Below are 12310 nucleotides of genomic sequence, written 5' to 3'. Positions count from 1 at the left end.
TTATCTCCAATATCAATATAGGGTATGGTGATGTCTAAAGACGATCTTTCCATTCTATCAGCGACTGAAATTTCCAAGCTTGTGCATCAAAAGGATGTTTCTGTCAGAGAAGTTGCTACTGCAGTGATTGCAAGACTTGACGGTGTCAACCCTCATATTAATGCGGTTGTTGAATATCGGCCGGAAGAGATTATGAGACGTGCTGAAGAGCTCGATATTGCACTTGCAAAAGGTGAGAGTGTGGGAACTCTCGCAGGTGTCCCTGTAACCATAAAAGCGAGCATAGATCAAATTGGGTTTGCAACGACAGACGGAGTCCGGGCCAGAGAACATGAGTTCCCTCCCTCCAACAGTGCGGTTGTCGATCACTTGCTGAAATCCGGGGCATTACTTATAGGGCGTACGAATACCGCTGCTTTTAGCTATCGTTGGTTCACCGAAAATCGTCTATATGGATCAACGAGAAATCCGCATAATCCTTCTTTAACACCTGGAGGATCCTCTGGTGGTGCCGCAGCAGCAGTTGCGGCAGGTCTTGGTGCAATTGCGATAGGGACCGATTTGGCAGGTTCTATCCGGTATCCAGCGTATGCCTGCGGGGTTCATGGTTTGCGTCCTTCTTTCGGGCGAGTGGCGAGATTCAATCCGACTGATCCTGAAAAAGTGCCGATAGGGGTGCAGTTAATGGCTGTCACTGGGCCTGTTGCCAGGACTGTCAATGATTTGCGTCTAGCGATGGATGTCATTGCTAGAGAGGATATCCGCGATCCTTGGTGGGTACCAGCGCCCATGGTGGGTTACGATGCCCCGAAATGTGCAGCGTTCTGCGTGCGGCCAAATGGATTGGATACCCAGCCAGACGTCGCGGACGCACTTTATGATGCCGCAGGAAAACTGCGTGATGCAGGCTGGACAGTCGTCGAGTTGGAGGATATTCCCTCTCTCCGTTCAGCTTCGGATATTCAACTGACCCTATGGTTGGGTGAAGATTATGAGGGTCAACTCTTAGCGGTACAGGAAGACGGAGATTCCGGTGCGCTGAACTTCTTGAACATGTATCGTGAATTTGCGCATTCCGTGTCTCTGGTCAATTACTCTTCGGCATTGAGTCAACTTCATACGATTGCATGTGAATGGCAACAATTTCTCTCTGAAAAGTTTGCGGTGATCCTTTTACCGAGTTCAGCAGAATTGCCATTCTCTAATAATCTGGATCTTGAATGTGAAACTTCATTTATGCGGGTCTGGAATAGTCAAATGCCAATGCTTACGCTCCCTGTTACAGGGCTCCCTTGTGTCAATCTCCGGACAAATTTGATTTCCACTCCTTCCGGGGAAACGATACCCGTGGGTATTCAGATAGTAAGTGCGCGCTTTCGAGAAGATCTATGCCTGAAAGCAGCAGAGGATATTGAAAAAAGGGGAGAACCTGTCGAAGTTGTCACCCCGTGAGCGTTATAGCGGTGCTACCTTAGCCCTATGTTGCTGGATGTAGGATATTTCTGGATCAATGTGGCCCGTGTAAGGCATATGGGAAATGCTTATAGACCGATAAAAGAAACGATCATCGGCTTTACACGAGGCCTCACATGGCGTCCGAATCCAGAGATGTCGGTCTTTCTGGTTGTTGAGTGGCAAAATATTCAGGCGAATTCTATCGTAACGGTGAAATATTTCTCAGGAGAAGTTATTATAATTTTATATTAATGAAATAAATATACTGGGATATATAAATTAAGATAAAAAATAAAGTCTGGGAAATAAATAAAAATTGATATTTTAATTCATTATATTTAATAAGCCCCATGCGAAATTCTAACTTTTGTTAATTAAATTAATCTTCCTGTTATTAGTTATTATGATAATGTTGGAATTTGATATCGCTTTTATAGCTAATTCACAGGAATATATCTCAGTATTTATCGAAATATAGAATGGTATCGGAAATATGAAAATTTGGCAATGCTAATGAAATAGATTTCTCTCACATATTAAGAACGGTGATTCACTTCATGATAATGGAGGAATAATTATCTTTGTATATTAACCGCTCTTTACTGAATAGAAAGATTTTTTTTCTTGACTTTTAAAAGTCGTGATCAGTGATAGGAGAGTAAAAAAGATGATGAGAACCGGAGAAAGATATATCGATGATTTACGTGATGGACGAGCTATTTTTATTAATGGAGAGGTGGTCACGAATCATGTGGATCATCCTGCATTCAGAAATACGATCAGGTCGGTTGCGAATCTGTATGATTATCAAATCGAACATGCCGACAGAATGATGTTTATGACAGAGGCGGGTAATCAAATTAGCCTATATTGGCAACTGCCTTCTACACCTGAAAAATTGATTGCACGTGGTCGGGCTGAATATGAACTGGCCACACAGAGTGTTGGCTGGCTCGGAAGAAGCCCCGATAACGTGTCGTCGGTGCTTACTGGGATGATGACTCATATCGAGGTATTTGAAGATTATTCGCAAGAGCGGGCTGATGCTCTACGGAATTATTTTACCTATGTGAGTGAGAAAAACCTCTATTTGACTTATGCACTGGTTAACCCTCAGGGAGATCGCTCAAAGGCTCCTGGTGAACATACCAAGAATATTTATCACACTCTGGGTGTGGTGGAAAAGAATGCCAAGGGAATTATTGTCAGAGGTGCAAAAATGCTTGCTACGGGAGCACCGCTGGCTGATGAAATTCTGATTGGTGTGCATAATCCACTTAAACCTGGGATTGATGAGCGGTATGCGGTTTCTTTTGCCATGCCACTTAATGCGAAAGGCATCAAGATTATTTCAAGGCGTTCATATGAATTAGGCGTAAATCCCAAAGATTATCCGCTGTCGTATCGGTTCGATGAAAATGACTCAATTATCTATTTTGATGATGTCTTAGTGCCTTGGGAACGGGTATTTATTTTTGAGGATATAGAGATGTGCCGTCGGCAATTTAAGGAAACTGCTGCGGAAGTACTGATGGATACTCAAAGTCAGGCCCGTTATGCGGTGAAATTGCATTTTCTGGCGGGGCTAGCGATGGCAATGGCAGAAACAAACGGTGTTTGCGAATATCCTACGGTAAGAGAATCTCTTGCTAAACTTGCGTGTTATGCGATGAATATTGAAGGGTTGTTTAATAGTTTGATCCATAATCCGAGAGTCGATAACGGGTTTTATATTCCTGATCGAACACAGCTTTATGCGTGTCAAATTATTGCTCAGGAAATATATCCAAAGGTATTGGAAACGATAAGGAAACTCGCGGGTGGCGGTGTTTTGATGCTGCCATCAAGTGAAGCAGATTTGGAGAATGATGAAATTTTACGCATTATTGAGAAAACACAATATTCATCTGTTGCTTCCCCTGTTGAAAGAGTCAGGCTGATGAAACTGGTATGGGATGCAGTGGGGTCAGAATTTGCTTCAAGGCATTTGCAATATGAGATGTTTTATACCGGTGCTTCTTACTTTGCGCTAGAGCGTCTTTATACAAAATATGATTGGAAATCATCGAAGGAATTGGTTGAAAAGATAAAAGCGCTCTAGTCTGATTTTTATCCTATTGTCGCAGTAGGTAAGGGGAGAGTGCCAGCGGGGAGATGTTGGCACTTTTTGCTGGAGGTTAGCGTTATTTGCCCTTAACTGCCTGCTCCGTACTATCTATCACCACCATAAATAAATTGTTGATAAAGCACTTGCTATCCAGATTTAACAAGTCCATAATGCCGCCTCATTTTTGAATAGGCAGAGGAAAATTTCTCCACCAGCGTCTAGAATGTGAGAGTGGATTCTGGTTTTACTGCTTATTTCTGATATTTTCCACTGAAATACAATTACTGTTTTTTATCCACAGTATTTAACCTTACTGCCATATTGACTTGTCTGATGACGCTCTATTTGCTACACAGAGTTATCCACAGTCGGTATTTCCGTATCTGTGTTTTTTGACCCATCATTTAAAATAATAAATCATATTTAACTTATTGATAAGTTAACGTAATTAGCTCCATTTAAAAAGATATTGATTAATATTTAAACTCTCTTTGTCTGTTGATCAACAAGGCATTTTTATTTTATTCACAAGAAAATAGACGGGTTTTTTGACAGTAAATTCGGCTGGTTGATTATTAAGCATCTCTGGGTAGCCCTTTGGTAATTGCCCGAATTAATCGCTTCTGCTGTGATGTTTGAACTTCAATCGTATTGGCATTGCGGCGAGTTATTTGCTGATCGATGGCCCAGTGGATATGTTCATCCAGTACCTCACTTAAACCGATTCTTTTTTCCAGTGCCAGCACGATATTATCCTGATAAAGGGCATTACCCAAAGCAACGGAAATATTGCGCAGCCAGCGTAAATAACCAATACGGCGGATTGCCGATCCTTCTGTAATGCGTAGAAACTTTTCTTCGCTCCAACTGAATAAATCAAGTAATTTTGGTGTGTGCAGGGCTGCACGAGGGCTGAAATCGACTTCATCCGTTAATTGTGAAAAACGATTCCATGGGCAAATAAGCTGACAATCGTCACAACCATAAATCCGGTTGCCCATTAACGGGCGCAACTCTTCAGGGATAACGCCATCCAATTCAATGGTCAGATAAGAAATACAGCGCCGTGCATCAATGGTATAAGGTTCAACAATGGCACCTGTTGGGCAGGTCGTCATACAGGCAACGCAACGCCCGCATTGCTCCTCTTGCGGGGCATCTATGGGAAGGGGAAGGTTAATCAACAATTCGCCGAGGAAAAACCACGAACCCGATTCCCGATTCAATATAAGTGAGTGTTTACCAACCCAGCCGAGACCAGCCTTGGCCGCCAAGGGGCGCTCCATGATCGGGGCAGAATCGACAAAAGGCCGAAAATTCAGAGTTCCCTGATATTCATGAGCACTACAATAGTCTTGAATCTGCTCACCGAGTTTTTTGAGTCGTTGACGCAATAGCTTGTGGTAGTCTCTGCCCAGTGAATAGCGGCTGACATAACCCAACTCAGGATTATTCAGTGTACTGGCAAAAGCGGCTTTGGCTGGCAGGTAATTCATGCGCACACTGATGACCCGCAAGGTGTCAGGTAGTAGTTCATGGGGACGGGCGCGCATCATGCCGTGACGCGCCATCCAATCCATTTCGCCGTGGTATTGCTTATCAAGCCATTCCTGTAGTTTGGGTTCTTCTGTGGATAAATCGGTGTCACAGATACCGACTTGTTGAAAGCCAAGGGAAAGGCCCCATTGTTTGATGTTTGCTGTCAGAAGATTCAGATCGAGAGGGATTGCCATTGAATATCAAATTACTGCTGCAAAGGGGGCGTAGTTTAGCACACAGCGGATTGAATACAAAAAGTGCGGTACGTGGCAGTACTACGGAGCAGAAGATGTTAAATGATAATGGCTGAGTTATGTTATGGTTATTGGTTAAACTATTTAACTGATAAACCTAAATCTCATTAGGCTCTAATTCAATAAATAAAATAGATACTTTTCGATGAAAGAACTCGTTTTATTACTTCCAAATGAAAATGCCACGGTTGCATTGGGCAATGCAGTGGCGGCAACCGGCGATCGCGGCTATGTTATTTATTTATATGGCGATTTAGGTGCCGGAAAAACGACATTTAGTCGTGGCTTCCTACAGGCGCTCGGCCATCAGGGACATGTGAAGAGCCCGACTTATACACTGGTTGAACCTTATGCTTTGCAACCGCGGCCTGTTTATCACTTTGATCTTTACCGTCTGGCTGATCCTGAAGAACTGGAATTTATGGGCATTCGTGATTATTTCCATCAGGATGCTATTTGTCTGGTGGAATGGCCTCAACAGGGCGCAGGGTTTTTACCTGATGCCGATATTGAGCTGCATTTGAGCTATGACAGTGAAGGGCGGCACGCGCGTTTTGTGGCGTTATCTGAATATGGTGAAAATCTGCTGGATAATCTGAAGTCCTTATGAAGGAATACCCGACCATGATGAATGCTTTCTTTGTGAAAGTGATAAAAAGATGGCAAGCCCATTGGGTGATGTCCTGTGCATTGTTTGTCATGTTGAGTCAACTGATCATGATGACGGCGACAGCGGCTACGTTGTCGAATATTCATGTGAATAATAGCCCATCTGAAGCTACCGTAACGTTGGGATTCACAGGCGGGCATCCTGATTATCGGTTTTTCCCCCTGCATGCTCCTGAGCGGTTGGTGGTGGATATTCGTCAGTCTGGTCATGTCATGGGACTGCCAATGCGTTTATCAGGCCAGGATCTGGTGAAAGTGATTCGAACCAGTCAGTCCCCTGATGCACAGCATAAGCGGTTTGTATTGGAATTGGCACATCAGGCTACCGCGACTTCTTCAGTGAAAGGAGCCGCCAGTGAATATCAGGTGGTTTTTACGTTGCAAGCTAATAGTGCAGCAGCTAAGAGTACAGCGAATAGCACCTCAATGCTTAAGGGAAATACTTCATTACATGAAAGTAAGCAATTACTAGCTAATAATGCTCAGTCACCGAAGCAGGAAACAAAGCCTACTCCGGCTCATCATGGGCAGGGAGTGAAAAAGCAGGTAGCTAAGGCAGCACAGGGAAAATATCCGATTGTGATTGCCATTGACGCAGGGCATGGTGGGACAGACCCAGGCGCCATCGGGCAAGGGGGATTGAAGGAAAAAAACGTGACCATCAGCGTTGCACGCAAGCTGGAAGTACTTTTACGCAATGATCCCATGTTCAAGCCTGTTTTGACGAGGGATGGCGATTATTTTATCTCAGTTGCCGGACGTTCTGAGGTCGCCCGTAAGCACAAAGCCAATATGCTGGTGTCTATTCATGCGGATGCAGCACCTAATCGCAGCGCCAGAGGGGCTTCTGTTTGGGTACTATCCAACCGTCGCGCAAACAGTGAATTGGGGAATTGGCTGGAGCAGCACGAGAAACAATCGGAATTGTTGGGCGGTGCGGGAGATGTTCTATCCAATGGTGTTAATCCTCTATTGAGTCAGGCTGTGTTAGATTTGCAGTTTGGTCATTCCCAGAGAGTGGGCTATGACGTTGCTGTTCAAGTATTGAGTCAGTTAACTAGCATTGGATCTTTGCATAAGCGCACGCCAGAACATGCAAGCCTTGGTGTGTTACGTTCACCGGATATTCCTTCCATCTTAGTGGAAACGGGTTTTATCAGTCATTTATCCGAAGAGAAGCTGCTGGGGTCTAATGATTATCAGGAGAAATTGGCACAAGCCATTCATCTTGGGCTGCGCTACTATTTTCAGGCTCATCCGTTGCAGACTTCTCCAATGTAATACTAAACCGTAAATAAGGTTGAATATGGCTATCAGGATCTTACCCCCACAATTAGCAAATCAGATTGCTGCTGGTGAAGTGGTTGAGCGCCCTGCATCGGTGGTGAAAGAATTGGTGGAAAATAGCCTTGATGCCGGCGCTACCCGCATTGATATTGAGATTGAGCGCGGTGGTGCGAAATTAATCCGCATTCGTGATAACGGCTGTGGGATCGACCAGCAAGATCTGACATTGGCATTGGCACGTCATGCCACCAGTAAAATCGCTTCGCTTGATGATTTGGAGGCGATTGTCAGTATGGGATTCCGTGGGGAAGCACTGGCCAGTATCAGCTCGGTTTCACGATTGACTCTGACTTCCCGTACTGAAAGCCAGACAGAAGCGTGGCAGGCTTACGCCGAAGGCCGTGATATGGAAGTCACCGTAAAACCCGCAGCCCATCCCGTCGGTACGACGGTTGAAGTATTGGACCTGTTTTATAACACGCCAGCACGTCGCAAATTCCTGAGAACAGAAAAAACCGAGTTCGGGCATCTTGATGAAGTGGTGCGCAGGATAGCTCTGGCACGGTTGGATGTGGCGATCAACCTGCATCACAACGGCAAATTGGTTCGTCAGTATCGTCCAGCGAAAGAAGAATCTCAGCATGAGCGGCGTTTGGCGGCCATTTGCGGAATGGCGTTTGTGCAGCAGGCTCTTGCGCTGTCGTGGCAGCATGACTCCTTGTCCATTAAAGGATGGGTTGCTGATCCCATGAATGATACTGCTGGGGGCGATATTCAGTATTGTTATGTCAATGGACGTATGATGCGGGATCGGCTGATTAATCATGCTATCCGCCAGGCTTATCAAGATTTGCTTCAGGGAGAGAAGCAGCCTGCTTATGTATTGTATCTGGAGATCGATCCGCATCAGGTTGATGTCAATGTGCATCCAGCGAAGCATGAGGTACGCTTCCATCAGGCACGTCTGGTGCATGATTTTATTTATCAGGGTGTGGCAGCGGTATTGAAACAGCGGGGGAAGGGAGCTGAACTGGCGCTTGGCTGTGAGGAGCCGGCTGCCAGTTGGGTGCCGGAAAACCGTCCTTCTGCGGGAGAGAACCATTTTCTCCAGCAAAATACGGCGTCACCGAAGGCATCACAGCCTTCTCGCGTCGCGACTTCTCCCTTGGTTTCGTCTGGGGGGCATGACAAAGAACAGCCTCAGCTTGATCGCCCGCATTCTGGCAATGACACGCGGCAACTTCATCATGGGGAAAATTACCAGAAGAAACAGGGCGAGTTGTACCAAAAAATGATGCAATTTGCACCAGAGGAGAAACGACCGCTGTTTCCTGAACGAGCTGTCTCTGTGAGGGAAAAAGCCGCGCCAGTTCCTGTTTATGCAGCACTTGTGCAGGGAAAAAACAATAGTTACAGTTTTGGCAAAGTCTTGAGCATCCATGCTGCCAGTTATGCCTTGATTGAGTCTCCGTTGGGGATTGGGCTACTATCTTTGCCAGTTGCTGAGCGCTGGCTGAAACAGGTGCAGTTGACGCCAGGGGAGCTAGGGCTTAAATCGCAGCCGCTACTGATCCCGCTGAAACTTTCTCTCAGTCAGGCAGAAATCGACGCTTTAAAGCAGAATAGTGAGCTATTGAAGACTTTCGGTATTGAATCTACAGTCGCACATGGAAAAGTAACTATTCATGCGGTATCGTTGCCACTGCGTCAACAGAACCTGCCGAAACTCCTGCCGGAGCTGTTGAACTATCTAGTGGAACAACCCTCGGCCTGTGCTGAACAGGTAGCGATTTGGCTCTCCCGTCACGTTGGGAGCGAACATGAAACGTGGAACGTTGCGCAAGCTGTCCAGCTTTTAGCTGACGTCGAGCGTCTTTGCCCTCAATTGGTGGAATCCCCGCCAGGGGGCTTATTACAGTTAATTGATTTACAAGCAGTGGTGGCACTTCTCAATCATGAGTGATTTAAAAACTCAACACCTGCCGACAGCCATTTTCATCATGGGGCCGACAGCTTCAGGAAAAACGGCGTTATCGATCGCCTTGCGTCAGCATCTTCCTGTTGAATTAATCAGCGTTGATTCTGCGTTGATTTATCGTGGAATGAATATTGGCACTGCGAAACCTACCGCAGCAGAGCAGGCACAGGCACCTCATCGTCTGATTGACATTCTCGATCCCGCTGAAATTTATTCCGCTGCTGATTTCCGCCGTGATGCTCTGAAAGAAATGGCTGATATCACGGCTGCTGGGAGAATTCCCCTCCTAGTTGGCGGAACCATGCTATATTTCAAAGCATTGCTGGAAGGATTATCGCCCTTACCCTCTTCTAATCCTGAGATCCGGGCGCAGATCGAGCAACAGGCGGCCGAACATGGGTGGGAAGCCTTGCATCGGCAATTGCAGGAAATTGACCCCGTTGCAGCAGCAAGAATTCACCCAAATGATCCACAACGTCTCACTCGTGCACTGGAAGTTTTTCGAATTTCGGGTAAAACTCTAACTGCATTGACTGAAACGTCTGGAGAAATATTGCCTTATTGTGTTCATCAATTTGCGATCGCACCTGCAAGCCGTGAAATTTTGCATCAGCGCATCGCCGCCCGTTTTGAACAAATGATCAAATCAGGGTTTGAAGATGAAGTAAAAGCGCTTTATGCTCGTAGTGATTTGCATACAGATTTACCTTCCATTCGTTGTGTTGGTTATCGTCAAATGTGGTCTTACCTTTCAGGCGAAATCTCTCATGATGAGATGGTTTATCGTGGCATCTGTGCGACACGCCAGCTAGCGAAGCGCCAGATCACGTGGCTCAGAAGTTGGGACAATGTGACTTGGTTGGACAGTGACCAACCTGAACAGGCACTGAATACAGTGATGCAGGTTATTAGTACATAAATTCATTGATTGTGTACAATTGATCAGTACAAAGCGTTATTTTTGAGTAGTTACTTTTTCGAACCAACAGGTTCTTAGTTAAGAACAACAAAATAAGGAAAATATAGAATGGCTAAGGGGCAATCTTTGCAAGATCCATTCCTGAACGCGTTACGGCGTGAAAGGGTCCCGGTTTCTATTTATTTGGTCAACGGCATCAAGTTACAGGGTCAGATTGAATCTTTTGACCAATTTGTCATTTTACTGAAAAACACGGTCAGTCAGATGGTTTATAAACATGCCATTTCAACTGTTGTGCCTTCCCGTCCTGTGTCTCACCACGGCAATAATCCGAACGTGACGACTGGCGTTGGAAATTATCATGCTGGCGCTAACCCAGCAGCACCACAGGAAAGTGATGGCGCTGAATAAATCAGTGTCCGTGCCTGACGTAAATAAAAACATAGGTAGGGAGACTTTACCTATGTTTTTTCCTATGGATTTCTACTTAGCCTGAGGGGTTGCACCGTTGTTTGATCGTTATGAAGGCGGAGAATTAGCCGTTCTGGTGCATGTTTTTTTCTCACAGGAAAAAGATACGGAAAATCTCAATGAATTTGAATCATTGGTGACTTCCGCAGGTGTTTCTCCTGTGCAGATTGTGACGGGAAGCAGAAAGGCGCCCAATCCGAAATATTTTGTCGGAGAAGGCAAGGCAGAGGAAATTGCTGAGGCTGTCAAGAACAGCGGTGCAGATGTGGTCTTGTTCAACCATACACTAAGCCCTGCCCAGGAACGCAATCTTGAACGTCTTTGCCAATGTCGTGTCGTTGATCGCACGGGTGTGATCTTGGATATTTTTGCCCAACGGGCAAGAACGCACGAAGGTAAGTTGCAAGTCGAGTTGGCACAATTACGTCATTTATCTACCCGTCTGGTTCGGGGCTGGACTCACCTTGAACGTCAGAAAGGGGGAATCGGTCTGCGTGGCCCAGGGGAAACTCAGCTAGAAACTGACCGCCGCCTGCTGCGTGACAAAATCAAGCAGATTTTGGGGCGTCTCGGCAAAGTTGAAAAACAGCGCGATCAGGGGCGTCAGGCACGTAATAAAGCTGATATTCCCACTGTTTCTCTTGTTGGTTATACCAATGCGGGAAAATCAAGTTTATTCAACCGGATAACTTCGGCTGAGGTGTATACTGCCGATCAACTTTTTGCTACCCTCGATCCCACTTTGCGCCGGATAGACGTGAATGACGTCGGTACAGTTGTTTTGGCGGATACCGTGGGTTTTATTCGCCACTTACCCCATGATTTGGTTGCGGCGTTTAAAGCTACTTTGCAGGAAACCCGGCAGGCAAGATTGCTGCTGCATGTTGTGGATGCGGCAGACAGCCGTCTGGACGAAAACATTGTTGCAGTGGACAGTGTTCTGGAAGAAATTGAAGCCAATGAGATCCCTTCCTTGTTGGTGATGAATAAAATCGATATGTTGGAAGATTTTGTTCCACGCATTGATCGCGATGAGGAAAACCGCCCAATAAGAGTCTGGTTATCCGCACAGACTGGAGAAGGTATCCCGCTGTTATTTCAGGTGTTGACCGAATATCTTTCAGGTGAAATTGCACACTATGAATTGCATTTGCCGCCTGAGGCGGGGCGTTTGCGCAGTCGTTTTTACCAGCTTCAGGCCATTGAACGTGAATGGATAGAAGACAGTGGCCAAATTGGTATTGAAGTCAGGATGCCGATGGTTGATTGGCGCCGACTATGTAAACAAGAATTGAATTTACTTGACTATGTTGTCTGATTGATTGGCTCAGGAAGACAAACAAGGTATCATTTTGTCAGCCATTTCAAGGCGCTTATAGTCATGTAGTAGCTGTAATGGGATGGCGGTGATGGAATGACTGTGCCAGAATTGCAGTGACAGAATCAGTACTGTCAAAAACATCACCCAAAAATATTGGTTGCTTACTAAAACGACGAAATCTGTCGTTTCTGACCACAGAGGCCGCTGTCAGACCTGTCAGGGACAGGCAATGGCCTGTGAAGTGGGAAGCCTCATCCGTTAGGGTGGAGAGCAGTCACCTCTGAAAAACCAGTGAAAAACTAAAAAGTGG

10 protein-coding genes are annotated in these 12310 nt (G+C 45.7%); 8 read left to right on the top strand and 2 right to left on the bottom strand.

The annotated features are described in order from the left end of the window. Nucleotides 1-30 precede the first annotated feature (30 nt). A complete protein-coding gene (locus PSI22_RS04670) occupies nt 31-1452 on the top strand; it encodes an amidase family protein (RefSeq protein ID WP_273578778.1) in 1422 nt (473 codons plus the stop codon). A 670-nt stretch (nt 1453-2122) separates the two neighbouring features. Continuing rightward, entirely contained in the window at nt 2123-3556 is a 1434-nt protein-coding gene (locus PSI22_RS04665; RefSeq protein ID WP_273578777.1) for a 4-hydroxyphenylacetate 3-hydroxylase family protein, read from the top strand. Nucleotides 3557-4137: 581 nt separating this feature from the next. Here the strand turns inward: PSI22_RS04665 and queG are convergent. Then, complete coding sequence (gene queG / locus PSI22_RS04660; RefSeq protein ID WP_273578776.1) at nt 4138-5295, bottom strand: tRNA epoxyqueuosine(34) reductase QueG; 1158 nt, start codon at nt 5293-5295, stop codon at nt 4138-4140. Between the two features lie 205 nt (nt 5296-5500). Between queG and tsaE the strand changes: the two genes are divergently transcribed. The 6 genes from tsaE (at nt 5501) to hflX (ending at nt 11997) form a co-directional block, all read left to right on the top strand. Further along, nucleotides 5501-5965, top strand: a complete 465-nt coding sequence (tsaE, locus tag PSI22_RS04655; RefSeq protein ID WP_273578775.1) for a tRNA (adenosine(37)-N6)-threonylcarbamoyltransferase complex ATPase subunit type 1 TsaE — start codon at nt 5501-5503, stop codon at nt 5963-5965. Between the two features lie 14 nt (nt 5966-5979). Beyond that, complete coding sequence (amiB, locus tag PSI22_RS04650; RefSeq protein WP_370689000.1) at nt 5980-7305, top strand: N-acetylmuramoyl-L-alanine amidase AmiB; 1326 nt, start codon at nt 5980-5982, stop codon at nt 7303-7305. A 25-nt stretch (nt 7306-7330) separates the two neighbouring features. Continuing rightward, on the top strand, nt 7331-9274 hold the full coding sequence (gene mutL, locus PSI22_RS04645; protein ID WP_273578773.1) for a DNA mismatch repair endonuclease MutL: 1944 nt from the start codon (nt 7331-7333) through the stop codon (nt 9272-9274). Then, nucleotides 9267-10208 (top strand): tRNA (adenosine(37)-N6)-dimethylallyltransferase MiaA, encoded by a 942-nt coding sequence (miaA, locus tag PSI22_RS04640; RefSeq protein WP_273578772.1) that lies wholly within the window; start codon nt 9267-9269, stop codon nt 10206-10208. Before mutL ends, miaA begins: the two co-directional genes overlap by 8 nt. Before the next feature lie 108 nt (nt 10209-10316). Beyond that, a complete protein-coding gene (gene hfq / locus PSI22_RS04635; protein WP_038184575.1) occupies nt 10317-10619 on the top strand; it encodes an RNA chaperone Hfq in 303 nt (100 codons plus the stop codon). Nucleotides 10620-10716: 97 nt separating this feature from the next. Next, nucleotides 10717-11997, top strand: coding sequence for a ribosome rescue GTPase HflX (gene hflX / locus PSI22_RS04630; RefSeq protein ID WP_273578771.1), 1281 nt, complete (start codon nt 10717-10719; stop codon nt 11995-11997). A 9-nt stretch (nt 11998-12006) separates the two neighbouring features. Here hflX and PSI22_RS04625 read toward each other — a convergent pair whose 3' ends face one another. Then, on the bottom strand, nt 12007-12135 hold the full coding sequence (locus PSI22_RS04625; protein WP_256548259.1) for a hypothetical protein: 129 nt from the start codon (nt 12133-12135) through the stop codon (nt 12007-12009). Nucleotides 12136-12310 lie beyond the last annotated feature (175 nt).

The organism is Xenorhabdus aichiensis, from assembly GCF_028598775.1.
GTDB classification, from domain to species: Bacteria; Pseudomonadota; Gammaproteobacteria; order Enterobacterales; family Enterobacteriaceae; genus Xenorhabdus; species Xenorhabdus bovienii.
This window is presented reverse-complemented; position numbering and strand designations above follow the sequence as displayed.